Origin of the sequence: Pseudomonas sp. Eqa60, assembly GCF_018326405.1 — a bacterium.
In the GTDB taxonomy this organism is placed as follows: domain Bacteria; phylum Pseudomonadota; class Gammaproteobacteria; order Pseudomonadales; family Pseudomonadaceae; genus Aquipseudomonas; species Aquipseudomonas protegens.
Genome location: NZ_AP024342.1, coordinates 795,034 through 820,044 on the forward strand (window position 1 = coordinate 795,034; position 25,011 = coordinate 820,044).

The 25,011-nt window shown below is 64.6% G+C and carries 24 protein-coding genes and 1 pseudogene; 10 read left to right on the plus strand and 15 right to left on the minus strand.

Annotation, left to right across the window (positions count from 1 at the left end; all coding sequences use genetic code 11):
- Positions 1-78: 78 nt before the first annotated feature.
- Together KI242_RS03490 and KI242_RS03495 are read right to left on the minus strand one after the other, a co-directional pair.
- Positions 79-1,425 carry an MATE family efflux transporter gene (locus KI242_RS03490; protein ID WP_212805904.1) on the minus strand — a complete coding sequence of 449 codons (1,347 nt, stop codon included), beginning with the start codon at positions 1,423-1,425 and terminating at the stop codon, positions 79-81.
- A gap of 67 nt (positions 1,426-1,492) precedes the next feature.
- On the minus strand, positions 1,493-1,786 hold the full coding sequence (locus tag KI242_RS03495; protein WP_011059050.1) for a hypothetical protein: 294 nt from the start codon (positions 1,784-1,786) through the stop codon (positions 1,493-1,495).
- Between the two features lie 190 nt (positions 1,787-1,976).
- Here KI242_RS03495 and KI242_RS03500 point away from each other — a divergent pair, with 190 nt between their 5' ends.
- From KI242_RS03500 to KI242_RS03520, 5 genes are all read left to right on the plus strand, one after another.
- Positions 1,977-2,282 carry a MazG-like family protein gene (locus KI242_RS03500; protein WP_011059051.1) on the plus strand — a complete coding sequence of 102 codons (306 nt, stop codon included), beginning with the start codon at positions 1,977-1,979 and terminating at the stop codon, positions 2,280-2,282.
- On the plus strand, positions 2,279-3,028 hold the full coding sequence (locus KI242_RS03505) for a methyltransferase domain-containing protein (RefSeq protein WP_174395742.1): 750 nt from the start codon (positions 2,279-2,281) through the stop codon (positions 3,026-3,028). Before KI242_RS03500 ends, KI242_RS03505 begins: the two co-directional genes overlap by 4 nt.
- A gap of 11 nt (positions 3,029-3,039) precedes the next feature.
- On the plus strand, positions 3,040-3,648 hold the full coding sequence (locus KI242_RS03510) for a DUF4136 domain-containing protein (protein WP_041115730.1): 609 nt from the start codon (positions 3,040-3,042) through the stop codon (positions 3,646-3,648).
- A 38-nt stretch (positions 3,649-3,686) separates the two neighbouring features.
- Positions 3,687-4,244 carry a DUF4136 domain-containing protein gene (locus KI242_RS03515; protein ID WP_011059054.1) on the plus strand — a complete coding sequence of 186 codons (558 nt, stop codon included), beginning with the start codon at positions 3,687-3,689 and terminating at the stop codon, positions 4,242-4,244.
- 159 nt (positions 4,245-4,403) lie between these two features.
- A complete protein-coding gene (locus KI242_RS03520; protein ID WP_210457640.1) occupies positions 4,404-6,422 on the plus strand; it encodes a pilus assembly protein TadG-related protein in 2,019 nt (672 codons plus the stop codon).
- On the opposite strand, the gene KI242_RS03525 is transcribed toward KI242_RS03520, so the two are convergent.
- Both KI242_RS03525 and KI242_RS03530 read right to left on the minus strand, forming a co-directional pair.
- Positions 6,407-9,175 (minus strand): PAS domain-containing sensor histidine kinase, encoded by a 2,769-nt coding sequence (locus tag KI242_RS03525; RefSeq protein ID WP_210482711.1) that lies wholly within the window; start codon positions 9,173-9,175, stop codon positions 6,407-6,409. The two genes, KI242_RS03520 and KI242_RS03525, sit on opposite strands and share 16 nt — an antisense overlap.
- A complete protein-coding gene (locus KI242_RS03530) occupies positions 9,172-9,609 on the minus strand; it encodes a TadE/TadG family type IV pilus assembly protein (protein WP_011059057.1) in 438 nt (145 codons plus the stop codon). Before KI242_RS03530 ends, KI242_RS03525 begins: the two co-directional genes overlap by 4 nt.
- Positions 9,610-9,683: 74 nt before the next feature.
- Between KI242_RS03530 and KI242_RS03535 the strand changes: the two genes are divergently transcribed.
- Together KI242_RS03535 and KI242_RS03540 are read left to right on the plus strand one after the other, a co-directional pair.
- Positions 9,684-10,151 carry a prepilin peptidase gene (locus KI242_RS03535; RefSeq protein WP_072443991.1) on the plus strand — a complete coding sequence of 156 codons (468 nt, stop codon included), beginning with the start codon at positions 9,684-9,686 and terminating at the stop codon, positions 10,149-10,151.
- A 126-nt stretch (positions 10,152-10,277) separates the two neighbouring features.
- Positions 10,278-11,069, plus strand: a complete 792-nt coding sequence (locus tag KI242_RS03540) for a response regulator transcription factor (RefSeq protein WP_011059059.1) — start codon at positions 10,278-10,280, stop codon at positions 11,067-11,069.
- A gap of 43 nt (positions 11,070-11,112) precedes the next feature.
- On the opposite strand, the gene KI242_RS03545 is transcribed toward KI242_RS03540, so the two are convergent.
- From KI242_RS03545 to cpaB, 8 genes and pseudogenes are all read right to left on the minus strand, one after another.
- Entirely contained in the window at positions 11,113-11,382 is a 270-nt protein-coding gene (locus KI242_RS03545; RefSeq protein ID WP_077933287.1) for a DUF3613 domain-containing protein, read from the minus strand.
- Positions 11,382-12,116: a tetratricopeptide repeat protein gene (locus KI242_RS03550; protein WP_212805905.1), complete on the minus strand. Its 735-nt coding sequence runs from the start codon at positions 12,114-12,116 to the stop codon at positions 11,382-11,384. Before KI242_RS03550 ends, KI242_RS03545 begins: the two co-directional genes overlap by 1 nt.
- 11 nt (positions 12,117-12,127) lie before the next feature.
- Complete coding sequence (locus tag KI242_RS03555) at positions 12,128-13,012, minus strand: type II secretion system F family protein (protein WP_212805906.1); 885 nt, start codon at positions 13,010-13,012, stop codon at positions 12,128-12,130.
- Between the two features lies 1 nt (position 13,013).
- Complete coding sequence (locus tag KI242_RS03560; RefSeq protein WP_041115745.1) at positions 13,014-13,895, minus strand: type II secretion system F family protein; 882 nt, start codon at positions 13,893-13,895, stop codon at positions 13,014-13,016.
- 16 nt (positions 13,896-13,911) lie between these two features.
- On the minus strand, positions 13,912-15,186 hold the full coding sequence (locus KI242_RS03565) for a CpaF family protein (protein WP_011059064.1): 1,275 nt from the start codon (positions 15,184-15,186) through the stop codon (positions 13,912-13,914).
- 10 nt (positions 15,187-15,196) lie between these two features.
- Positions 15,197-16,369 (minus strand): annotated as a pseudogene (locus KI242_RS03570) (pilus assembly protein); the annotation flags it as partial.
- Complete coding sequence (locus KI242_RS03575; RefSeq protein WP_053148923.1) at positions 16,366-17,619, minus strand: type II and III secretion system protein family protein; 1,254 nt, start codon at positions 17,617-17,619, stop codon at positions 16,366-16,368. The gene KI242_RS03575 and the pseudogene KI242_RS03570, both read right to left, overlap by 4 nt.
- Before the next feature lie 19 nt (positions 17,620-17,638).
- Positions 17,639-18,574 carry a Flp pilus assembly protein CpaB gene (gene cpaB, locus KI242_RS03580; protein WP_210671041.1) on the minus strand — a complete coding sequence of 312 codons (936 nt, stop codon included), beginning with the start codon at positions 18,572-18,574 and terminating at the stop codon, positions 17,639-17,641.
- 327 nt (positions 18,575-18,901) lie between these two features.
- Between cpaB and KI242_RS03585 the strand changes: the two genes are divergently transcribed.
- Together KI242_RS03585 and KI242_RS03590 are read left to right on the plus strand one after the other, a co-directional pair.
- Positions 18,902-19,108 carry a Flp family type IVb pilin gene (locus KI242_RS03585; protein WP_011059068.1) on the plus strand — a complete coding sequence of 69 codons (207 nt, stop codon included), beginning with the start codon at positions 18,902-18,904 and terminating at the stop codon, positions 19,106-19,108.
- Between the two features lie 182 nt (positions 19,109-19,290).
- Positions 19,291-19,701, plus strand: coding sequence for a response regulator (locus tag KI242_RS03590; RefSeq protein ID WP_011059069.1), 411 nt, complete (start codon positions 19,291-19,293; stop codon positions 19,699-19,701).
- A 75-nt stretch (positions 19,702-19,776) separates the two neighbouring features.
- On the opposite strand, the gene KI242_RS03595 is transcribed toward KI242_RS03590, so the two are convergent.
- Both KI242_RS03595 and KI242_RS03600 read right to left on the minus strand, forming a co-directional pair.
- Positions 19,777-21,453 (minus strand): POTRA domain-containing protein, encoded by a 1,677-nt coding sequence (locus tag KI242_RS03595; RefSeq protein ID WP_011059070.1) that lies wholly within the window; start codon positions 21,451-21,453, stop codon positions 19,777-19,779.
- Positions 21,454-21,644: 191 nt separating this feature from the next.
- Positions 21,645-23,285 (minus strand): collagen-like triple helix repeat-containing protein, encoded by a 1,641-nt coding sequence (locus KI242_RS03600; protein WP_212805907.1) that lies wholly within the window; start codon positions 23,283-23,285, stop codon positions 21,645-21,647.
- A gap of 413 nt (positions 23,286-23,698) precedes the next feature.
- Here KI242_RS03600 and KI242_RS03605 point away from each other — a divergent pair, with 413 nt between their 5' ends.
- The gene (locus KI242_RS03605) at positions 23,699-24,148 is read left to right on the plus strand and encodes a DMT family transporter (protein ID WP_041115753.1); all 450 of its coding nucleotides are present in this window, start codon (positions 23,699-23,701) and stop codon (positions 24,146-24,148) included.
- 6 nt (positions 24,149-24,154) lie between these two features.
- Here the strand turns inward: KI242_RS03605 and KI242_RS03610 are convergent, their stop codons facing one another.
- Entirely contained in the window at positions 24,155-25,009 is an 855-nt protein-coding gene (locus tag KI242_RS03610; protein WP_123473036.1) for a MaoC/PaaZ C-terminal domain-containing protein, read from the minus strand.
- Between the last annotated feature and the right edge of the window lie 2 nt (positions 25,010-25,011).

Here is a 25,011-nt window from a genome sequence, read left to right on the forward strand (position 1 = left end):
GCGAACCCTGGAAACCCACCGCTTGCGGTGGGTTTTTTTTGCCCGCAATTCAGGCTGTACGGCCTGCGGGCACGAGGTTCAGCGAGCCTCGGCGAACCAGCGGTCGCGGCGCTGCAGGTGCCAGGCGAAGGCGCCCAGGGTCAGGCTGCGCAGGAACATTAACAGCAGGAACGTCAGCCACAGGCCGTGGTTGCCCAGGCCTTGCAGCGCCCAGGCAAAAGGCAGCAGCAGGAGCACGGTCAGCAACATGCCGTTGCGCATTTCCCGGGCCCGGGTGGCGCCGATGAACAGGCCGTCCAGCAGGTAGCTCCAGACCGCAATCAACGGCAGTACGGCGAGGTAGGGCAGGTAGGTAAAGGCGGTCTGGCGCACGTCGGGAATATCGGTCTGCATTTCGATGAACAGGTGGCCGCCCAGCAGGAACAGCACGGCGAACCCCAGGCTGGCCAGCAGCGACCAGCCACCGGCTACCACCAGCGATCGGCGCAGGGCCGGGCGGTCATGGGCGCCGATGGCGTGGCCGCACAGGGCCTCCACTGCGTGGGCCAGGCCATCGAGGGCATGGGCGGTAAGCAGCAGGCCGTTGAGCAGCAGGGCATTGGCCGCCACTGTGGCATCGCCCAGACGGGCGCCCTGCACGGTGATCAGGAAGAACACCGACTGCAGGGCCAGGCTGCGGATGAAGATGTCACGATTGACCGCCAGCAGCGGGCGCCAGCTCTGCCAGCGGCGCAATGCCGCCCAGGCGATTTGCCCCGGATAGGCCCGCAGGGCCGGCCGGGTCATGGCCAGGCCGACCAGCGCGCCGCTCCATTCGGCGATCACCGAAGCCCGGGCCGAGCCCACCACGCCCCAGTCCAGGCCGAGGACGAACCACAGGTTGAGGGCGATGTTCAGCACGTTGGTGCTGAGCAGGATGGCCAGCGGTGCCCGGGCGTTCTGGGTACCGAGAAACCAGCCCACCAGGGCGAAACTGGCCAGGGCCGCGGGCAGGCCCAGCAGGCGGGTGTGGAAAAAGCTCCGGGTCATCTGGTCCAGCTCCGCCGAGGGCTGCATCAGGTGCAGCGCCGCGCCGCTCAGGGGCACGCCTATGGCGCCCAGCAGCAGCGCCAGCCCCATGGCCAGTATCAAGCCCTGGAGCAGGATCTGCCGCAACGCCGCCCCGTCGCCGCGCCCGGCGGCCTGGGCGGCGAAGCCGGTGGCGCCCATGCGCAGGAAGCCCATGGCCCAGGCCAGGAAGGTATAGAGGCTGGCACCGACCGCCACGGCGCCCAGCTGGTGGGCGTGGGGCAGGTGGCCGATCACCGTGCTGTCCACCAGCGCTACCAGGGGCACGGAAATGTTCGACAGGATCATCGGCGCGGCCAGGGCCCAGACGCGGCGATGGGTGGGGCGGTGACGCCAATCGGAAATCAGGGGGGGCATGCAGGCTCCTTGCGAGAGCGGGCATTGTACCCGGCGCCCGCGGGCGCCGGGGGTTAGTGCGGGGGGATCAGTGGATGATCCAGCTCAGCAGCCAGAGGCCGAGCACCAGCCAGATGATGCCGAGGATGATCGAGGCTCGCATGAAGGCGCGGATCGCCGAGTACAGGAACATCAGGCCGATGATCAGGGCAATGATGCTGACGATCGAGGTGTCCATGCCCAGAGCGCGGGACAGGCCGTCGACAAAGTTGCCCCCGGCGTGGGTCAGGGTATTGAACAACCCGCTGAGCAGGTCGACGATAAAGCGGATCACCGAGCCGATGGCCTGGCCGAGCCATTCGAAGAAACTTTCTACCTGCATGTGCGCGTCCTGATGAAAGATGGGCCGAGTGCCCGAGCTCAAGCTTGGGCCATGAACACCCGTGGCGAGTTCCCTGTTAAGCATAGAAGCTGCCGGGGGTTGCGCATTCTGGAGGAGCCGGCTTGCCGGCGAAAGCGCGCTTGCGTCCCACGCCCATCCCCCGGAAGCTATACGCCTTCAGGAGACCCCGATGAACCTAGAGCAACTGACCCAACGCCTGCACGCCATCCGTGACCGCAACGATTGGCGGCAATTTCACAGCCCGAAGAACCTGGCCATGGCCGCCAGCGTCGAAATGGCCGAGCTGGTGGAAATCTTCCAGTGGCTGAGCGAGGACCAGTCGCGGCAACTGCCAGCAGACAAGCTGGCCCATGCCGGCCAGGAAGTGGGGGATATCGTCCTCTACCTGCTGTTGCTGTGCAGCGAGCTGGGGTTGGACATGGACCAGGTGGTACGCAGCAAGCTGGCGGACAGCGAACGGCGGTTCTGCTCATGAGCGACCGGCATTTCGACCAGTTGGCGACCCGTTTCGCCGAGAAGATCTATGGCGGCGCCAAAGGCGCGATCCGCCTGGCGGTGCTCCAGGCCGATCTCAAGGAAGCGCTGCCCGAGCGGCCACTGCGGGTGCTGGATATCGGCGCCGGGTTGGGGCACATGTCCTTGTGGCTGGCCGAGCGCGGGCACCAGGTCACCCTGGCCGAGCCCGCCGCGCCCATGCTTGAAGGCGCCCGCCAGCGCTTTGTCGACGCCGGGCAGCAGGCCACCTTCATCCAGGCGCCCTGGCAGGAACTGCTGGGGCAACTGACCGAACCCTACGACCTGGTGCTGTGCCACGCGGTGCTGGAATGGCTGGCCGAACCCCACGCGATCCTGCCGGTGCTGCATCAGTTGACCGCCGCCGATGGCTGGCTGTCCCTGGCCTTCTACAACCGCGACGCACTGGTCTACCGCAACCTGCTCAAGGGCCACTTCCGCAAGATGCGCAAGAACGACATGGCCGGCGAGAAACAGAGCCTGACCCCGCAACAGCCCCTTGATCCTCGCGAGCTGGCGGCGCAACTTGAGGGCCTGTGGCGAGTCGAAAGCCAGAGCGGAGTGCGGGTTTTCCACGATTACATGCCGGTGGAGTTCCAGGCCCGTGCCGAGCTGACGGATCTGCTGGAAATGGAGCTGGCTCACCGTCGACACCCAAGTTTCGCCGGGCTTGGGCGTTATCTGCATTGGCTGTGCCGGCCGGTCTAACGGAGTGTGCAATGAAACACCGCCTGGGTCTGATCCTCCTGTGTTCGGGGCTTGCCGCCTGTCAGGGCAGCAACCCCTATGTCGCCAGCTCCAACCCGCTGCCGCCGGCCCCGCCGCAAGCGGCGGGCACCTTTGACCGCAGCGCCTACCCGGCGCCGCAACGGGACTATGGCCGCTACCGCAACTGGGCCTGGCTCAATGGCCGCCTGCCCAGCGGTTCGGCCTGGGCCGACTCGGCGCAGATTGCCGAGGCGGTCAGCAATGCCCTGGATCAGCAGGGTTTGCGCCCTGTGCATGACAACCGGCCGGCGGACCTGTGGGTCAGCGCCGACCTGCACCTGGAAAAGCGCCTGCGCCAGGTCCAGGACGACTACGGGTATGGCGGTTACGGCGGCTATAACCGTTATGGCCCGGGCTACGGCATGTACGGCAGCGTACCGGTGGTGCGCACCTACGAGGTGGAAGTGGTGGTGGTGCGGGTCAACCTGTATGACGGCGCCAGCGGCCAGCCGGTCTGGAGCGCCAGCGCCGAGACCAGCAGCCGCGGCAGCCTCGGCGAGCGGGCCGATGCCTTGCGTGAGGCGGTGCAAAAGGCAATGGCGGCCTATCCTCCCAGTTAGGATCGCCCCCGGTTTTTGTCTTCAAGCGGAGAAACAGCATGTTCCATCGAATCGCTCTACTGGTGTGTGCCGCCTTGCTCAGTGCCTGCGCCGCCAACCAGGTCAATCATGACTTCGACGCCAGCCGGGACTTTGGCGCCTACCGCAGTTGGAACTGGAAAGAACCCGCCCTGCAATACCGCCCGGATGATCCACGGATCAAGAGCGACTTGACCGAACAGCGCATCCGCCAGGCGGTGGCCGAGCAACTGGACCAGCGCGGCCTGCGTCCGGCCCAGGGCGGTGCCCGGGCCGACCTGAATGTGCAGGCGTACCTGATCGTCGAGGACCGCCAGCAGCAGGTCACCACCAACTATGGCGGCGGTTGGGGCGGCCCGTGGAATGGCTACTGGGGCGGGCCGATGTACAACGAAACCCGCAACATCACCTATAAGGTGGCAACCATCCAGATCGACCTGCTGGACGGCAAGGACGGCAAGCTGGTGTGGCGCGGCAGCGACGAGCAGATGCTCAGCAGCTCGCCCAACCCGGCAGATCGCAGCGCCGCGGTCCGCACCACGGTGATGCGCATCCTGCAGAACTACCCGCCCCACTGAAACCTTCGACCGGGCAGGGCGGCACAGGGTGTGCGGCCCTGCCTGCTGCCGCCAGTCCGGCGCCCCTGCGCCCCGGCCGGCGTCTGCCACGGCCTTTGACTACACTGCTTTCATCGATGGAGATAGCGCTCGGCTGCGAGCCGGTAAAGGAGTGCCCCGATGTCTCCCCTGAAGCGGTTTTACGGCCCGGCCCGTCAGCGCGGGGCCATTGGCCTGATGGCGGCGGTGACCTTCGGCCTGGCGTTGTTGCTGATGCTGCTGGTAGTGGACAGCGGCCGGCTCTACATGGAACAGCGCAAGTTGCAGCGCGTGGCGGACAACGCCGCGCTGGAGGCCGTCAGCCGTGGCGGCACCTGCCAGGCCGGCCTGACTGCCGCCACCTATGCCGGGCAGAGTGCAGTGCGCAATGGTTTCGTCATCGCCACCGGCAGTACTCTCACCACCACCTGTGGCTCCCTGACCACCGGAGCCAACAGCTTGCGTACCTTCAATGCCAACCCGGCGCAGTCGGCGGCCGTGCGGGTGATCGCCACCAATACCGTACCCATCAGCGTGGCGTCGGGGGTGGGGGCGCTGTTCTCGCCAGGCCCGATCAACCTCACCACTCAGCTCAGCGCCACGGCCGTGGCTGCTGCGCCGACGCCACCGCTGGCGCAACTGAGCATTCGCAGCACCATAGCCACCGTCAACAGCACCAATTCACCGATACTCAATGCCTTGGTGGGCAATATGCTCGGCGGCAGTGTGAACATCAGTGCTGTGGGCTGGAATGGCCTGCTCAACAGCGATATCAATTTACTGCGCTACCTCGATCAACTGGCGATCGACCTGGGCGTCGCCGCCGGCAACTACACCCAGTTGCTCAACACCCAGGCCAGCCTGACCCGGCTGATCCAGACCGCCGCCACCGTGGTCCAGGCCAATGGCGCGACCGCCGACATACTGGCGGCCCTGGGGGCTCTACAAGTAGCGGTGAGTGCCCAGATACCGCAGTTGAAACTGGGGGACATCCTGAAACTGCAGACCGGTGCTGCATCCACCGCGCTGGATGCCAACTTGCAGCTCTTCCAACTGCTGCAAGCGATGATTCAACTGGCCAACAGCAAGAGCGCAGTGGCAGCGGTGATACCGGCCAACCTGCTGGGCCTGGCCAGTGTGACGGTCCGGGTCAAGGTCATTGAGCCGCCTCAGTTCTCCGCTGTTGGTGACCCTCGGCTGGCCATCCTCGATCCGTTGGGGGCCAATCGCATCTACGTGCGCACAGCCCAGGTTCGGACGCTGGTTTCGGTCAACCTCACAGGCCTGTCCGGGGTGACCGGCCTGGCCAACGCCTTGCTGGGGCTGGTGGGCTCGCTGACTCCGACCCTCAACAGTGTCCTGAGCCTGAATCTGGCCGATACCATCAACTCCTTGGGCTGCCTGCTGGGCGCCGGGTGCCAGCAAGTGGACCCGCAAGTGCTGCCTTCTCCGCGAATCGATATCAACCTGGAGCTGGGGGGCGCCAAGGCCTATGTCACCAACTACAGTTGTCCGACGGGTAACACCGGAACCAAAAGCCTCACGGTGCACAGCGAGTCGTCCCTGGCCGACATCAAGGTGGGGCAGATTGATCCCAACACCGCGTTCTCTTCCTCGACGGAACCTGTGGTGACGCCGCTGCCGATCATCGACCTGGGTATCTGGACCTGTCACAAGATTCTGGGGATCGGCAGTTGCGGGCCGGCGCGCACGGCTTTCGCCGCAGGGGGCATCGGCATCAAGGTCGATAGTTCGCTGGGGCTCAGCCAGACCGGACCGAACGTGGGGCGGGATCTGATCTACTCAAGCGGTGCGCCGGATTTTTCCGTACCGCGCAATGTCAACCAGGCGCCGACCTACCAGAACGCCGCCCCGACCAACAACCTCGTCAACAGCCTGTCGGGCACTATTGCCGGGATCAGCCTGCAGGTTTACCAGCCGGTCAGCGCCAACCTCCTTGGCTCGGTGGTGGCAGTAGCGGGAGGAGTGATCAACGGTGTCACCAGCCTGATCATGCCGTTGATCAGCAACCTGCTGAGCCCCCTGCTCGATCCGCTGTTGAACAACTTGCTGACGGCGCTGGGGATCAACCTGATGGACGTGGAAGTGGGGGCCAACCTCACCTGCGGGCAGACCGGCAAGGCCTACCTGGTGATCTGATCTGCCTCGGCGATCGGCAGTTCGATGCAGAAGCGCGCGCCGTCCTGGCTGTTGCTGACGCTCAGGCGGCCCCCCATGTTCTGCACGATGCCATAGCTCACCGACAGCCCGAGCCCGGTGCCGATGCCCACCGGCTTGGTGGTGAAGAACGGCTCGAAGATCCGCTCCAGCAGGCGCGGGTCGATACCGCCACCATTGTCCTCGACCCACAGGCGTACCCACTGCTCGTCGCGCTGGCCGTACACGGCGATCCAGGGTTTGAAGTCGTGCTGCTTTTCCTGTTTGCCCAGCAGGGCGTCCCGGGCATTGACCAGCAGGTTGATCAATACCTGCTCCAACTGGTCGACAAACCCCAGCACCTGGACCTCGAACCCCAGCTCGCTGATCCGCAACTCCAGACCCTTGCCACGCATGCCTTCGGCCAGCAGCGAGAGGGTGCCTTCGATGGCGTGGGCCGGGTTGAACGGCTGCTGTTCCACTTCCGAGCGTCGGCCGAACACCCGCATGTGGTCCACCACCCGGGCCGCACGCTGGACCTGGGCGTCGATGCGCTTGAGCTTGTCGGTGAGGTAGTCGATCTGCACGTCGCCATTGCCCAGGCGCTTGAGCACGTTGACGATGGCCATGCGCATCACGTTGAGCGGCTGGTTGATCTCGTGGGCAAGCCCGGTGGCCATTTCCCCCAGGGTGGCCATTTTCGCGCTTTGCGTGAGCTGCTGCTGGGCGCGCCGGACTTCGGTGTTGTCGCGGCCCACGGCCTGGATTTCCAGCAGTTGCCCCTGTTCATCGAACACTCCGCGATCCGACCACACCCACCAGGCATGTTCGCGCCCGGGCAATTGCAGGTTGATCTCGGCGGTGCTCACGGGATATTCCGGGCTCAACAGCTTGAGCCGGCGCTCGAAGCCTTCACGCTGTTCGGCGGACAGCCACTGCCCCAGGTTGCTGCCCGGCAGTTCCTCGGGGGCGCATTCCAGGTAGGCCGCCAGCGGCCGGTTGCCAAAGGTCAGGGTCAGGTCCGGGCGATAGCGGCAGATCATCGCCGGCGAATCTTCCACCAGGATCCGATAGCGCTCTTCGCTCTGGCGCACCTGCTCGGCGGCCAGGGTTGCCTCGGTGACGTCCAGCCACAGGCCGACGGCTTCTACCGGCAACCCCAGGTCGTCGCGCAGCAGCTTGGCTTCGTCCAGCACCCAGTGGTATGCCCCGTGGCGATCGCGCAGCCGATAGCGGGTATGCACACTGCCTTCGCGCAGCAACTGGCGGCAGCGCTGGAAATACAGGTCGCGGTCGTCGGGGTGCACCCACTCCGCCAGGGGCTGCGCCGTGCAGTCCGCTAGGCTCCAGCCCAGCAGGGGTTGCAGGCTGGCGCTGAAAAAGCTCGGCTGCAAGGCGCCTTCCTGGTAACGCTGGACGTAGATCACCGCCGGTGAACTGGCGATCAGGTTGTCCAGCCGGGCATGGGCGGCGGCGGCCTGCTGCTGTTGGTTCTTGATGTCGCTGATGTCCAGCATGAAACCCACCAGGCGTTGGCTTTCCCCTCGGCCCAGGGCCTGGCCCTGCAAGCGATACCAGCGCTGGGGGGCGCTGGGGTTGGGCTCGTGCAGGCGCACATTGAGCAGCAGCGGCTTGCCCAGTTTCAGTTCCTGCAGGCGGCTGCTGAGTTCGCCGCGGTCGGCGGGATGAATCAGTTCCAGCCATGCCTGCACGCTCAGGCGAGCGCCATCCTCAGGCAGGTGCAGGCTGGCGGCCAGGCGGCTGGCCAGCACTACTTCGGCGGTGTCCGGGCACAGCTCCCACCAGCCGGCGCCCAGCAGCCCTTGGAGGGCCTCCAGGCGTTCCAGGTGCAGGTGATGGCGATGCTCCCGCAGGCGACTGAGCAAGGGCCCGGCCAGGGCTGCGGCGAGCATCAGCCAGTCGCGATCCAGCAGGTACGGGGCATGCTGCTGGACCGCGTAGCAGCCGCACAAGAGCCAGGCGGCGACGCCGTGATCATCCCGATACGGCACCAGGAAGCCTTCGCGATGGCCGAAGATGCCTTGCAGTCGCGGGTGTTCGTTGAGGCCCTGGATCTGGTTCAGGTGCTGCGGGGTGTTGCCGCTCAGGCTGTCCAGGCCGGCCCCCAGGGCCTGGCCTTTCTGCCACAGGCGTGGGGCGTCATGGGCGCTGTAGCAGCTGTGGATCACCCAGCCCTGCTCCTGCTCGTCGAGCAGGGCCAGGCCGAGACAGGGAATGTGCCAATAGCGGGCCAGGTCGGTGAGTTGGTCGTGGAGCACGTCCGGCAGGCGGGTCAGGTTGCACAGGCGCAACTGTTCGCTGGCCTGGGCGGCAAACACCCGGCACTGCTCGCGCCCCAGGGCCTGTTGCCGCTGCTGGACCAGGTCGCCGATATCCAGCAGTTGCAGGTGCCATTCCTGCCCACAGCGCTGGACCCAGCCGCGCAGGTGCAGGGGTTGGCCGCCGGCGCCGCGCAGGTCCAGGTCCAGCACCTGGCCGCTCCAGTCGGCAGGGCCGCCCTCAAGGGCCAGGACGCTGCCGGGCAATACGTAGTCCAGCAGGTGCGGTGGCTCCCGGGAGGGGGGCAGCTGGATCAGGCTGTGGCGCAGCGGGCCGTGGCTGGTGAGGATGCGCCCCTGTTGATCGAGCACCAGTTGCAGGCCCACCGCCTGGGGCGGCAGCGGGCTGTGCGGCGGGGCGGCGGGAAGCGCCTGGCGGCCCAGTAGACGTCCGAGCAGCTTGTCGCCAGAGGTCAAAATTGCAGACTCGAGCTAGCGGTCAGGGTGGTGGGCAGGCTGGGTACCGGGCCGATTCCCGGTAGCACCAGCCGCGGCAGCACCTGGTTCAGCTTGCTGGTGGGGTAGTTCACCGAGACCGTCAGCACCCCGGCGCTGTACACCGCGCTGTAGTCGGTGGCGGCGAAGTTGAAGGGCGGGGGAATCCACTGGGTCTGGGTCTGCACCACGCTGTTGGCGAGGTTCTGCACCGTGGTGGCGTAGTTCGGGGTATTGGGGTCGACCATCACCGCGCGCCGCACCGCTTCGGCAGTGGCCTGGTGGAACGACTGCATCATCAGCAGCGGCAGGCTGTAGCTGACAAGACCGTAGAACACCGCGAAAAAGATCACGAACACCGCGGCGAATTCGATCGCCACAGCGCCTTTCTGCTTTCTAGGGAGGCCCGGTTTCATGAGTGCGTCTACCCTGACAACCACTATGTCCATTGAGCATAGGACCATTCCGGCAAAAGGGACCGTTCTGGCTGATGCATTTCTGGGTTTTGTGGGTCTGGTTGGCAATCTGTGCGCTGCAGGATTTGCGTCAGCGGCATATTGCCAATGGCTTGACTCTTGGCGCCGCGCTCTTGGCGACGGTCTACCTGCTGTGGAGCGGCACGACCTGGCTGGGGGCCGGCGCGAGCCAGGGCGGTTGGGCGTTGTTGCTGGCGTTGCTGTTCACCTTGCCCGGCTACGCCAGCGGACGAATGGGCGCCGGCGACGTCAAGTTGATGGCGGCCCTGGGGCTGGCCTCCGGCCCCCTGTATCTGCTGGGGACGTTCATCGCCGCCGGTCTGTGCAGCCTGCTCTGGCTGCTTGTGCTCAGGCTCTGGCCCCAGCAGAAACAAGCACTTGATACCCCCGTGGCAGGGCGCGCTGGGAGGGGGTCAAAAAAATACCCTTTTGCCCCCTTTGTCCTGGCTGGAATGGTCTTAACTGTGAGCGTGATCCACTAGTCGCCGGACCCATTAATGCTATGTACATAGTCGGAAAGTAGGTCTAGGTTTTAAGTCGTGGCTGCCCGGATCATGCGTGGCAGCACAGGAGTGGCCAATCGGCGATTGGCCCGCACGGAGTAGCACGTGAACAAGCTCACCTCACAGATGAAGGTGCTCGTGGTCGACGATCAGCCCCTGATTGTCGAAGAGCTTTGCGAGTTCCTCGAAAGCAGCGGTTACCGTTGTGTCCCTTGCCAATCCAGCCGCCAGGCGCTGGAGTGCTTCAACAGGGACCCGGAAATTTCCCTGGTGCTCTGCGATCTGCACATGCCCGATATGGACGGCATTCAGCTGGTCCAGGAACTGCAACGGATGGCCGGCAAGCAGCGGGTGTTCGAAGCCATCATGCTCACCGGGCAGTCCGACAAGCAGGACGTGATCAAGGCCCTGCGCGCCGGCATCGCCGACTACTACCAGAAGCCCATCGACCTGGACGAACTCCTCGAAGGCCTGCAGCGTCAGGAGGTCGCCTTGCAGGAACGGCAGAAGAACCTGCACCTGGGGCACCTCAACCAGAAGCTGCAGTTTCTTTCCGAATCCATCGATGACCTGTACCAGGACCTGGACAAGGTCCGGCGCAGCCCGGCTACCAGCCGCAGCGAAGAGCCCCGGGGCGAAGGCGCCGGCGAAGGGGATGCCATCGAGATCCCGGCCATCTTCAACCAGCTGTCGCCGCGGCAACTGGATGTGGCCCGACTGGTGGGCAAGGGCCAGACCAACTACCAGATTGCCTGCGAGCTGGGGATCACCGAAAACACCGTCAAGCTGTATGTCTCCCAGGTACTGCGCCTGACCCACATGCATAACCGCACACAGCTGGCCCTGGCCCTGTCACCGAGCAATTCCGGGCTGCGCCAGCGGGTGACTGCCCACTGAGCCTGCGGCGGCGAGCCGTTCGCCGCCGGTTGCGGGCTTTCTCCTACTTGGTTTCCACCTTGCCGCCGGCGTCCGGGTCGTACAGGTCCGGGATCTCGTATTTGTATTTCTTCATCCAGCGCTGCAGCGCCAGCTCGCGTTCGGTGGGCGTGGCCGTCTGAGGCTGGGGCGAGGACGCCAGGTTGCGGTTCTGCAACAGTAGCCAGGCTTCGGTTTCCTGTTGCTGGGGCGAAGCAGGGCCGGCCTCGATGGCCTGGGCGGCCAGGGGCAGCGCCAGCAGGGCAGTGCAATAGAACATCGGCAGTTTCATCATCAGCGCTCCTTGGCGGGTGCGGTGTCTGGCTGCAAGGTGGTAGCGCCACTGGCGACCTGGGTCACCTTGGCGCGCGGGGCGGTCGGGGCCTTGAGCTCTTCGGCGCGGGCCTGGGCCTGGGCGAACTGCTGCGGGTTCAGGCTTGCCTGGCTGACCACTTGCGCGGCCTGCTGCCAGTTGTCCTGGTAGAGCAACAGGGTCACCAGGTTGATGGCCGCCAGGGGCTCGGACTGCTTGAGCTCAATGGCGGTGAGGAACTCGAAGCGCGCATCCTCGATGCGCAACTGGTTGAGGTAGACCACCCCCAGGTCATTGCGGATTCTTTCATTGGTCGGCGCCAGGCGCGCGGCCCGTTGCAGGTGCGCCTGGGCCTGGCCGTTGTCGCCCCTGGCTGCCGCCAACTGCCCCAGGCCGTGCTCGCCTTCGGCGGCCAGGCACGAGCCCAGCAGGCTGCGGTACAAGGGTTCGGCCTCACTGCGGCCCAGCAACCGATAGACTCGCGCCTTGCGTACGCGCACCTCGGCGAGGTTGTCCGGCAGGTTCTGCAGGTTGGCCAGGCTGGCGTGCAGCTTGCCATCGGTGGCCATTTCGTCGGCGAGGTTCACTGCCAGTTCCTGCTCGGAGCTGAGCTTGGCGCAACTGCTGGAGTTGGTCAGGGCCGCCCAGGGCGTCTGGCCGTTGCTGGCGCATCCTCCGAGCAGCAACAGGCTGGCAACGGCAATCATGGCTTTCATCAGGTTCCCTCTTAGGAAGCGAAGGCCCGGGCGATGGCGGTGAAGCCTGGCCCGGCCAGCACGATCAACAGGGCGGGGAAGAGAAACAGCATCATCACCACCGACATTTTTGCGGACATTTTCGAGATGTATTCCTGCAGGCGGGTCAGGCGCCGGTCGTCCAGCAGTTGTTTGAGCGCCTGCAGCGATTTCATTGCCCCGCCGCCCTGCAGGATCAGTTGCTGGAGAATCACGCAGGTGTCGGTGAACTCGTCCACCGCCAGCAGGGTGGCGGTCTGGTTGAGTTCATGGCCCAGCTCCAGCCCCGAGTCGACACGGGCCAGGATCAGGCGCAGTTCCTGGGTCAGTTCCGGCAGCAGCTTTTGCGCTTCGCTGCTCAGTACGCGTAACGCTTGCTCCACTGCCATGCCCGACTCGAACAGGATGCGCAGCAGGGGAATGAAGGTCGAGATCTCCAGGGCGATGTGCTTCTGCCGGCGCTTGGCGGCGTAGGCCAGCGCACGCTTGGGTAGCAGGTAGCCGGCACCGAGTGCCAGCATGGGTACCAGCCACTTGCTCTGGGTCTGGGCAAAGGCCACTTCCTGGATGAAGATCACCAGGCACACGGCCAGCACCGGCGTGGCGATCTGGCTGGCGGCGAACAGTGAGCGCTCTCTGGCGCGGCGCCAGCCCAGACGGTTGAGCAGGGTCTGGGTTTCACTGTCCATGCTCACCGCGCGCTGCCCGAAGCGGCTGTCGCCCAGCAGTCGCAGCCAGTTGCCCAGGCGGCTGTCGCGGGTCATGTTGCCCTGCAAGCGCTGGGCGATCTGGCGCTCGCGCCGGCGCTGTTCCAGCAAACCGTTGCCAAGCAGCAGCAACGCCCCGAGAAACATCAGTGCAGCGGCCAGTACCAGCATTTCAGATGCTCCTCAACATGCGCCAAAGGGCCAGGCAGCCGAAGATCTGCAGGCACACCGCGGTGATCAGCATTTTCTGCCCCGCGGAGTCGTGCCACATGCCCAGCATGTAGCCCGGGTTGGTCAGCATGAAGTAGCCCACCAGCAACAGCGGCAGGGTTCCCAGGACCCAGGCGGTCATGCGGGTTTCCCCGGTCATCGCGCTCAGTTGCCGCGCCCCTTGCTCGCGCTCGCGGATCAGCTTGATCAGGTTTTCCAGCAACTCGCTGGCGTTGCCGCCGTAGCGATGATTGACCTTCAGGCCCAGGGCGAACATGCGCAGTTCGTCCTGCTCGTAGAACTCGGCAAAATCGCTGACCGCGTCCGGCAGGTTGACCCCCAGTTGCACGTTGCGCTGGATGCGGCCCATGGCGTTCTTCAGCGGGTCGTTGCTGGCCTCGATGGCACCCAGCACGGCGTCCGCCAGGGTGCGCCCGGACTTCAGGCTGCGCACGCTGTGATCGAGCAAGGCCGGCAGTTGTTCGATCATGCGCTTGAGCCGGCGCTGATACAGCCAGGCGATATACAGCCGCAGCAGCAGGGGTGGCAGGAGGATGCCGCCCAACAGGCCGAGCCAGCTCGCCAGTACATAGCCCAGCAGCATCAGCACCACCCACACCGCCAGCCACAGGCCCAGGCGCTCGCTGGGCTGGCCGAGGCCGGCCCGGGCGAACGCGCGCTCCAGGCCACCCCAGGAGGTGCGTTGCGGCGTCAGGTCGGGCTGCCCTTCGGCCAGGCGGTTGAGCACTCGTTCCCGCTCGGTCTTGCGCACGCCGTGGTAGAACAGCCAGCCGGAAAGCCCCAGCAGAAGCAGGCAGATCAAGGTAAACAGCAGACCGATCATGGGCCACCTCGCCGGTTCAATTGACGCCCAGCCCGCTTTCGCGGCGCAGTTTGTCACCCGCAGGGTTCATCGCCTCGCGCAGGAAGCCGAAGCCGGTACGACGATCCAGGCGGAACAGGGTGTTGGTGACGTAGATGTCGTCACGTATGCCCACCACTTCCACGACTTCGCTGACGCAACGCCGGCCATCGGGCATGCGGGTCAACTGGATCACCACATCCAGGGCGGCACAGATCATCTGCCGCAGGGTGCGCTCGGCGATCTGGCGGCCGGTCAGGCCCACCAGGGTTTCCAGGCGCAGCAGGGCATCCTGGGCGTTGTTGGCGTGCACGGTGCTCATGGAGCCGTCGTGGCCGGTGTTCATTGCGGTCAGCACGTCCAGTACTTCCACACCACGGATCTCGCCGAGGATGATCCGGTCCGGACGCATCCGCAGGGCGTTGCGGATCAGATCGCTGGCCTTCACCTCGCCGTGCCCCTCGGCATTGGGCGGGCGGGTTTCCAGGCGGACCACGTGGGGGTGGCCCAGCTGCAGTTCGGCCACGTCCTCGATGGTGACCAGCCGTTCATGGGGGTTGATCAACTGGCTGAGGATGTTCAGCAGGGTGGTCTTGCCGGTGCCGGTGCCGCCGCTGATCAGGATGTTGCAGCGCTTGCCCACCGCTTCCTGGATGAATTCGAAGATCGCCAGGTCGATGGTCTGCATGGCAATCAGGTCGCTGCTCTTGAGCATGTCCTTGCGAAACTTTCGAATCGACAGGCAGGGCCCGTCCAGGGCGATGGGCGGGATGATCGCGTTGACCCGGCTGCCGTCCGGCAGGCGCGCATCGACCATTGGCGAGGACTCGTCGAGGCGTCGGCCCAGGGGCGCGAGAATCCGCTGCATCACCCGCTCCACATGGTGGGCGTCGATGAAGCGCAGGTCGCTCTGGTGCAGCACGCCTTCACGTTCGACGAACACCCGATGCGGGCCGTTCACCAGGATCTCGGTCACCGCCGGATCGCGCAACAGCACTTCCAGGGGGCCGAAGCCGGTCAGCTCGTCGACGATCTCCTCGGCCAGCCGCTCCATTTCATAGCGCGAGATCGCCAGGTGCATGCGCGCGATGTACTCCGCCACCTTGTCGGTGACGAATTGCGAGAGGTTCTGCCGGGAGCTTTCCAGCAGGTTTTTCCCCGACTCTTCGATGGCATCGATGATGTAGCGATGCAGCACCAGCTTCAGGCCTTCGTGGTCGCTGTTGCCGGCGCCTGCGCGGGGTGGGGCGCCAAAGAGTTTTTCGCCGCTCATCTGCCCCCATGATGCGATTGAGCCAGCCGGCCTTGGGCTTGGGCAGGCCCTGGGAGCGTTTCGCCAGCCGCTCGCCTAGGGTACGCAGGCTTTGGCTCAGGGCCTCGCGCGGGGCCAGTTCGAACAGGGTAACGCCCTGGTTCTTGGCGTTCAGGCGCACCTCGGGGCTGTAGGCCAGCACCGCGATCACCTCCAGGCCGAAGGTCTTGCCCAGGGTCTCGGAATCCGGTGCCACGGTGCGCAGGTAGCGGTCGACCAGCAAGCGCGCATGCTCGAGTTTCATGCCTTTTTCACGCCAGTGATTGAGTATGGCCAGGTTGCGCCGGCAGTCGAGCACGTTCTGGTCGGTGCACCACAGCAGCTTGTCGCAATGGCTGACGAAGGTACGCAGGGCCTCGCTGTCCGGCTGGCCGACAAGGTTCACCACAATGTGCTGGAAGTGCTGGCGCAAGGCACTGAGGAGCATGTACAGCTCCGCCGCGCTGGTGTGCTCCAGAGGCGCGTCGTGGCTGGCGTAGGCGAGGATCCGCAGGCCTGCCTCGGCGCTGGTGAAAGCGCTGTCGATCAGCGTGGCATCCAGGCGCCGCAGGTGGCGCAGGGCGTCGCCGAAGTGGAACGAGCTTTCCAGGCCCAGCAGCGCCAGGCTGTCGCCCCGGGGCAGGCCCAGGTCCAGCAGCAGGGTCTGCTGGCCGCTCTTTTGCACCACCAGCGCCAGGTGGCTGGCCAGGAGGGCGCCGTCGCCATCGCCCTGGGCGCCATAGAGCACGGTCAGGCCGCCCAGTTGCGTGTTGGGTGTCACTGCCGGCAGGCGTTTGCTCAGACGCCGGACCAGCCCGGCCACTTCACTGGAGCGTGAGCCATAGGCGACGAAGTCGCGGGCGCCGGCGCGCATGGCATTGAGCACCAGCTGGTTGTCCATGCCATCACCGAGGGCGACGATCGCCAGCATCGGCTTGGCCTCCAGGGCGCCTTCGATCAGGGCCGCCTGGGCCACCACGTGTTCGCGATCGAGGCCGACGAACACCAGGTTGGCGAAGGTCACATCCACCAGTGCCAGCAGTTCGTCGAGACTGCCATCGGCACCCACGACCTGGCCCAGGGGCGCCAGGGCGCCTTGCAGCCACTCCAGGTCGGTGCTGTTGCGGGTGATGGCGAGAAACGTCTGGCTCAGGTCCTGGTTCATTGCGACAACCCGCTGCGCTTGTCGAAGTTGCCGTTCTCGAGGAAGAACATGCGGTAGAAGTTCGGGTCGTAGTTGCGCAGCCGTTCGCCGGGCAGGGCCGGCAGCTTGGCATCGGCGGCCAGGGGCTGGACCAGGTGCGGGGTCACTACCATCAACAGTTCACGCTCTTCGCGATTGATCGTGGTGTCGCGAAAGAAGGCACCGAGCACCGGAATGTCCCCCAGCCCTGGAAACTTGTTCACTTGAGAGCTGTTGTTGGTGCTGATCAGGCCGCTGATGACGAAGCTTTCGCCGTCGGCCAGGGAAATGCTGGTATCGGTGCGGCGTATGGTCAGCGCCGGGACTTGGGTCCCGGCAATGGTCACGGCGTTGCTGTAGTCCAGTTCGCTGACCTCCGGGGCAACCTTAAGGGAGATACGCCCGCGGTCGACGATAGTGGGCGTGAGGGTCAGGCGGATACCGAACTCCTTGTATTCGATGGTCACGCTGTTGCTGCCGGTGCTGGGCACCGGGATGGGGATTTCGCCCCCGGCCAGGAAGCTTGCGCTCTGGCCGCTGAGGGCCACCAGGGACGGGCGGGCGAGGGTGTAGGCGAAGCCGCTGCCTTCCAGGGCGTTGATCAGGGTCAGCACCCGACCGTTGCCGAAGCCGATGTTGAAGGTGCCGTTGTCCAGCGGGATGTTGGTCCGGCGGCCGCCGAAGGTGGGGGTCACGCTGCCGGAGGTGCCACTGGTAACGGGGGCGGTGCCGGGCGCGCCGAACAGGAAGTTGTGCCCGCGGCCGAAGATCGAAACGCTGGCCTCCTTGAGCTTGGTGCGGCTGACTTCGACAAAGCGGATGTCGGTCTGCACCTGGCTGGGCAGCAGTGGATCGTCACTGGCCGGCAGGCGGCCGGTGCTCATGTCGGCGGTGGCCCGGCCCTGGACAAACACCATGCTCTGGCGTGGGGTACTGGCACAGGCGGTCCAGACCATCAGGCTGGTGGCGCCGGGCGCCATGCCGGTGAGCAGGAAGGCTTTGTTGCCGGTGGTCTGGACGTCCGCGATCTTCGGGTCGCCCACCGCCAGGCGGGTGATGGCCACCGCAGATTGCAGCTCCTGCTGCAAGCCTTCGCCGATCTCCAGCACTGCGGGCAACGGTGCCAGGCTCGAACAGCCTGCCACCGCCGCAGCCAGGGCCTGGGTGCAGAGCAGCGGGCCAAGGCTCAGGGTCAGCAGTGCGGAGAACAGTGGCATGGAACGACTGCGCATGTAGTGCATCCTTGCTCAATCAGGGAGTTTGTTGAGTGACTTGGTTGCCCCGGATCACTTCCACCGCCGACCGTGCGGCGCCACCTTGGGCGGCCGGTGCGCGCGGGGCGCTGCCCAGGGCAAGTTGGTTGAACTGGAACAGGTTGCTGTTGGCGGCATCGAGGTGCTCGCGGGCTTCTTCGTTGCCGGCCCAGTAATGGGCCAGGCGCTGTTCCTCGCTGCTGCGCACGGCCAGGCGCAGCACACCGACCTGGGTGGCGAGCATCAGCCGGCTCAAGAGCTGTTCGGGGACGGCCAGGACCACCGTGCGCGCATTCAGCCGGCGCTGGTCCTGCTTGAGCTTTTCTTCGTTGCTCAACCCGGGGGAGGCGGGCTGCCCGTCATTGGCCAGGCCCAGCTGTTCGCCGACAGCCAGCACGCGCATGGCGGGCACGGCGATCTGTGCCGACTGCTGCGGGTTGCTGGTGTCCTGGCGCAGGAACAGCACGACATCGACATAGTCCCCCGGGCTCAGTTGCCCGGCGGCGCCGATCACCTCGTCGACCGCGACCGCCAGGGCTCGTTCGTCGCTGTGAATCATCCGCGCCAGGGCGCCGCCGGTACTGAAGCTCTGCTCATTGAGCCAGGTGCCGGCATTCAACTGCCGCCAGGGTGTACGGCCCACCGCCTGGCTGATGGCGCTGAGGCTGCCGGCCGGCGCGGTACGCAGTTTTTCCAGCGCCAGATCGTCGGCGGCGAGGGGCACGAAGGGCGGCACATCGCGCACCAGCACGACCACCGGTTGGCGGGTCTGGTCTTCTGCGCTGGTGGTGGTTGGTTCGACGACACTCGGCGCCACGGGTTGAACCGGTGGTGCTGGTTCGGGTTTACGACTGAGAACCAGGCCCCAGTAACCGAAAAACACCGCACCTACCAGAAGAAGTCCGGCCAGACCCATGGTGAGGCGACTGTTCATGAAGGCTCTCCCTTTCCTGCTGCACTACCAGCCCGTGATTCCAAACGAGTTAATTTCGCAATCAGGCAGCTATGAACATGCAACTATTTCGCTATGTGAAGGTAGTAGAGCTAGGACGAAATGCCATTAACTCACCCAAAAATAGCTAACAAAGGTATGAGTCTGTCCACATGGGCAGGTTTTTTGGCACCTACCTTCCAATTAATACTTACTGACTAATCAGTTCTTACAGTTGCTGGGCCGGTCTTTGTTGACAATGCTCAGGTGGCACCGGGGAATTTGCCCGGTGCTGTTCCAACGGCGCCTTGCGGCGCAAGGAGAGCTAGGATGATTTTCCAATACTTGTTGCTCAGGGCGCGCCAGTTTTTTGACCGCACCGAAGGCGCATCCGCCATCGAGTACGCCATTGTCGTGGCCATGGTGGCCGTTGTGGTCGTGGCGTTCGTCACCCCCCTGGGCGATCGTGTTCTGGCCATTTTCAACAACATCCTGACTAACCTCGGAGGCACCACCGTCACCCGTCCTACCCCTTGAGCATGGAGGGGCCCAGCTGAGCAGCCGCTGGGCTGTGATCGCCCGACCTTCCAGCCCTCCGGGTCTCGTGCAGGCCTGCGGTTTGCCTAACCAAAGGCCTGCCGGTGGTTGGGTTCCGCCCGGCCGGCTGTGCATTGGCTGCGTTCACCCACTTGCATGAAGTTCACACCAGGGTACCGTCCATGACTTCCCCATCCTCACGTCAGCAACTTCTTCTGGTCGATGACGAAGAGGATGCATTGCTGGAGCTTGCCGAACTGCTCGAAGGCGAGGGTTTCTGCTGCTTCACTGCCACCTCGGTGAAACTTGCCCTGGACCACCTCACCCGGCATCCGGATATCGCCCTGGTAATCACTGACCTGCGCATGCCCGAGGAAAGCGGCCTGTCGCTGATCAAGCGCCTGCGCGAGCACACCGCGCGCCAGCACCTGCCGGTGATCGTCATGTCGGGGCATGCCGACATGGATGACGTCAGCGACCTGCTGCGGCTGCAGGTCCTGGACCTGTTTCGCAAGCCGATCTACCACGTGCGCCTGCTGGAAACCCTCAACAATCTGTTTCCCGAACCCCGGCTGCATATCGTTGGCCCCTGACCCCAGGGTTTGGCCGGTGCTGTCCTGGCGGCAAAAAAAGACCCGCTCGAAAGCGGGTCTCAGTCATCCGGATGCTCAAAGTTGATAGCTGAAGCTCAAGGTATAGCGTGGCTTGCGGTTGTAGGTGTCGAGGGCTTCATCGGACATTGGCTTGGCCGCTTCCAGGGCGATGTTGTAGTGCTTGGCATCACCGAAACGCAAACCGACCGCGGCGGATGACAGGCTGCTGCCCCTGACCGGCAGCTGGTTGAACCAGGTCTTGGAGCGGTCCAGCACCACATAGGGCTGCAGCACACGCACCCAGGGCCCCTCGCGGTTGAAACTGTAGTTCACTTCGTAGGCCACGCCCCAGCCCTTGTCCCCGGTCGCCTGGTCATCGGGGTAGCCGCGAGCGAAGTTCTGCCCGCCAAAGGACGCCCGCTCGCTGTCGGGCAGGTTGTCGTTGCTCCAGTACCAGGCGGCGGAAAGCACGCCTTGCCAATTGTCCAGGAAACGATCGCTCTGTACCCCGGCCAGGCGCAGGCGGAAGAAATCCAGATCGTAGAGGCTGTTGTTGGTCTCGGCGCCCATGCTGTCCAGGCCCCGATACAGGCCGGCGCTGAGAATCCGCAGTTGGCGCGGATCGGACTTGCTCCAGTCCGCCTCAAGCGCCAGGGCGCGGATGTCGGTTTTTTCTTCCAGGGTCAGCGGGCTGTTGCTGACCCGGTAACGGGTCTTGTCATTTACCGCATACAGGCGTGTGCCGGCGGTGAGCATTTCATTGGGCGAGGCGATGAAAGGGTGGCTGACGCCGATGGAAAAGCGGTCGTTCTCCCGATGGGGCTCCAGCTCGATCCCGTTGTCCAGCTGCACGTTGCTCCGTGGGTCGGCGCGGTAGCGAGCGCCGTAGAGGCTCAGTTGCGTGCCTTCCGAACCCAGCAACTGGCTGTAGTCCAGGCGGTAGTAGTGTTCCTTGTCGTGGCCCGGCGGGAACAGCCCGCTGAGGCTGAGCTGTTCGCCCCAGGCGGTCTGCGAGTTGCTGGTGATGCCCACCAGGGCCTGCAGGCCGTTGCGGTTGTCGTCGGTGCTGTTGAGGGTGGTGGCGATGGCCTTGCGGCTGGCCACGGCCACCAGTTGGGTTGCGCCGTCGGTAGTGCCCGGTGGCGGCACTACCGCCTGCAGGGTGACCCCGGGAACCTTGCTCATCAGTGTGGTGTAGCGTTCGAAGGTCTTGCGGGTCAGCGGGCGCTCGGCCTTGAGCTTGCTCACCAGTTTGTCCAGGTAAGCGGATACCGGACCTATATCGCCCTGCAGCTGGTAGTCCCGAATGTAGCCTTCCACCAGCACCACCCGCAGCACGCCCTGGTCGAAGTTCTGCTGTGGCATGAAGGCGTAGGACAGCAGGTAGCCGTCCTTCTGATAGCGCCGGGTAATGCTGCGCGTGGCTTCGATCAACTGGCCGAAGCTGGCCTCGTGGCCGATCAGTGGCTGGTAGATCGCTGCCAGTTCTTCCAGGGGGTAGACCGTGCCGCCCTCGATCTGCACCTGGCGCACCGTGACCTTGGTGCCCATCATCAGCGGCTGCTGGCCTTGCGGCGCAGTGGGTTGCTCGGGTAGTTGCGGTTGCGGAGTTGCCGGGCGGTAGGCATCCACCGGCAGGTTGGGTTGGGGCAGGTTGTTGATGCTGTCATTGCTGTTGAGAAAGCGCGGAAGGGAGTCGGCGTAAACGGAGGTACAGCATCCAACTAACAACAAACTGGCCAACGTGCGCATAGGACACTCCATGGTCGAGCCGCAGCGGTGTAGAAAGTTCCTGGCTCCAGTTGCCGCTCGGGTCTTGGCCACGATCTGGCTCTGGATGCTTGTCTCTGGATAAACAAAAAGGCGAGAGACTCATGGGAATCTCTCGCCCTCAACCAAGCGTAGGCGCTGCAGGTGAGGCCGTCGAATCGGCCAGGTGCAAATTATTTCTTGTTGCCGCCCAGGGCGCCGGTCAGGCCGCCGAGCACGCCACCCAGGCCGCCATTGAGGCCCGCACCGGCAGAGGCACTGCCACTGGCGCTGGCGTTGGCGCCAAGGCCACCGAGCAAGCCGCCACTGGGCGCTGTGCTGCCGTTGACCAGGCCGCCAACCGAAGCCACGGTGTTGCCCACGGCTCCAAGGGTGCTGCCCAAGGCGGTACCTATCGGATTGGCGCCACTATTGCTGGCCACGCCCGCGCCTACGTTGCTGACTGCGCCGCCCACCTGGCCCAGAAGACTGCTGGTCGGGCTACCCAGGCCGGTAGCTGCACCTACTTGCTGAGTCAGGCCGGCAACCGAACTGGTGACGGGGTTCAATGCCGAACCCAGGCTCACTCCGACGCTGGCCAATGGTGCAGTGACTACCAGGTTAGGGGTACCGCTGCCGCCCAGAGCGCCGCCTACCGAGGCGATCAGGTTGCCGGCTGCCGCTCCGGTGACCCCGCCTGCGCTAACGGTACCGTTGGTATTGCCGGCATTCAGGCCGTTGCTCAAGTTGGCCACTGCACCGCCGACAGTTTCCAGCAGGCCGTTGTTGCCGCCGAGGCCACTGCCATTCCCGGTTCCGCTACCCGAGTTGCTCACATAACCGCCGGCAGTGCCCACGGCCGTACTTGCGTTGCTCAGGGTGTTGCCCAACAGATTTGTTACAGGGTTGCCGTTGCCAGCGTCAGTGATCTTGTTACCGGTGCTGTCCACGGCCTGAGCTACGCCATTGAGCAGACCTTTTACAGGGGAGCCAAGACCGGTGGCGCCGCCGATATTGCCGGTCACGTCTTCCGCCAGGCTGACCACTGGAACCAGTACCTTATCGCCGACATTGTCGGTCAGTGTTCCCAGAGGTCCGCTGCTGGTGACGGTGCTCAGGGTATTACCGAGCATGGTCACCCGGGTGCCTACGCCGCCGACTACCGGAGCCACCCTGGTCACCAGGCCACCCACTACCGGAACGCTCTGGGTGGTGGTTGCCAGTTTGCCGCTGAGGTCGGTGACCCCGGTACCCACATCGCTGACCACGTTGCCGACGGTGGCGGTGGTCTTGCTCAGGGCCTTGGGATCGGTGCCCAAAGTGCCGAGGCCGTTGGTCAGGCCGTCACCGACGGTGTCCACCACGTTGCCGGTGGTGTTGACGGCGCTTTGTACCACGCCTCCAACCACGGGTACGGTGGCCAGGGAAGTGCCCAGGCCGCTGACACCGGTACCGACGCCACTGAGGGTGGTACCCAGATCCGAGACCAGGCTGCTGGTCGTCAGGGGAGTGGTGGTACCGCCAGTTCCTCCGGTGCCGCCAGTTCCACCTGTGCCACCTGTGCCACCTGTGCCACCTGTGCCACCTGTGCCTCCGCCAGTGCCGCCGGTACCACCTGTGCCTCCACCGGTACCACCAGTGCCACCTCCAGTGCCTCCTGTTCCGCCGGTGCCGCCACCAGTGCCACCAGTGCCGTCAGTACCGCCGCTGGCACTGGCTGGCGAACTGCTGCCACCACTTTTATGACCGCCACCACCGCCGCTGCAGCCTGCCAGGCTGAGGGTCAGGATCATGGTTATTGCCGTTAACGCTTTCCATCCGAATTGAGTTTTCATGTCTGGTATTCCTTGCACCTGTTACAACGTTCGTTGTTTTCGATAGCTCTCCAGTTCTTGCGCTGGAGATACCTTCGTCCGTTGTCTACATAAAAGGCGCAGGGAATAAATTGAACAATTATGAACTTGGTATTAATGACTTATTTTTGCTCGGTTTATTGATTTACAAGTAGCTAGTCTCAAAGTATTGGTTGGCGCTCCTAGTGTGTGATGAATTGTTTTAAAACAATGATTTGGTGTTTTTTAGTGTCCTTGGGAAGTGCTCGTTCAACTAAAGTTATATATATACAATTAATAGGCTGTTTTTGTGCAGAGTTCGCGGTACTTGCACTTTCCCGTTGGGGTTTAGTGGCTGGCAGGGGGATGGGGGGCCTGGTTTATACTGCGCCGCCCAAAACTCTCTGGAGCTCAATATGCAGATGCCGGTCTGGTGGCTGCTGTGCCTGCCGTTTGTTGCCGGGGCCTTTCTCGCCCTGCAAGCCGGAATCAACGGTCAACTGGCCAAGCAGGTCGGCGGGGTGCTGGCTGCGGCCCTGATCTCTTTTTTTGTCGGCACCGCGGCGCTGCTGGTGCTGGTGGTGCTGCAGCGCGAAATGCCGACCCTGGGTGCCCTCAAGGGCCTGACCTGGTGGCATTGGTGCGGCGGCCTGCTGGGGGCGTTCTTCATTACCACGGCCGCCTTTGCCGGGCCGCGGGTCGGCGCCCTGCTGTTCATGTCGCTGGTGCTGGCCGGCCAGTTGAGCATGGCTCTGGCGCTGGACCACTTTGGCTGGGTAGGGTTTCGGGAAGCGCCGGTCAGCCTCGGCAAGATTGCCGGATTGCTGCTGATCGTCGTCGGGGTGGTGCTGATCCGCCGGGGCTGAGGCCCCTCAGGCGATGGGCTGCCAGTTGCCCAGCATATGCTGCAACTCGCCGCTGCCCAGCAACTGCAGTTCTCCGCTTGAACCCCCGGCACTGGCCAGCAGGCGTACTTCGCCGGGCAGCAGCACGGGCTTCATGAACTGCACCGTCACTTCGATGTTCGCTGCTGGCAGATGCTCGCTCAGGGCTGCCAGGGTGCGCGCCTTGTTCCACAGGCCATGGGCGATGGCCTGGGGAAAGCCGAACAGCCGGGCGCTCCAGGCGCTCAGGTGGATCGGGTTGTAGTCGCCGGAAACCCTGGCGTAGCGCCGGCCGATATCACGCTCGGCGCGCCAGCAGGCGACTTCGCCGAGGTTGTCGGCGTTGGGCAAGTGTTGGCTGGAAGGTTCTCCCGCCAACTTGACTCCACGGCAGAGCATGCGGCTTTGCGCTTCCCAGAGGGGGCCCAGCAAATCGTCCACTGTGGTCACCAGGTCGAATGTTGCGCCTTTGGCGTGGGGTTGCAGGTTGCACACCTGGACCCCGATTCGAACGCTGCTGACATTGCCCATGGGGCGCAACACACGAATCCTGTTGCCCAGGTGAATCAGCCCCAGTAGCGGAAATGGAAAGTCCCGGGCAGTGAGCAGCTGCATCTGCAAGGGAAACGCCAGTACATGGGGGTAGGTCGCGGGCAGCAGGCCGTTATCGGCAAAGCCGCAGACCTTGCGGTAGCCCGCCAGTTGCCCGGGGGCCAGGCTGATCCAGCAGCGCAGGCCGTATTCGGGTAACTGCGTGCCGTTGATCCGTCGGCGCATTGCCGCTTTGAGAAACAGCGGCGGCAGGGACGCGGGCAGGTTCAGTTCGTGCCAGTGTGCAGTCATTT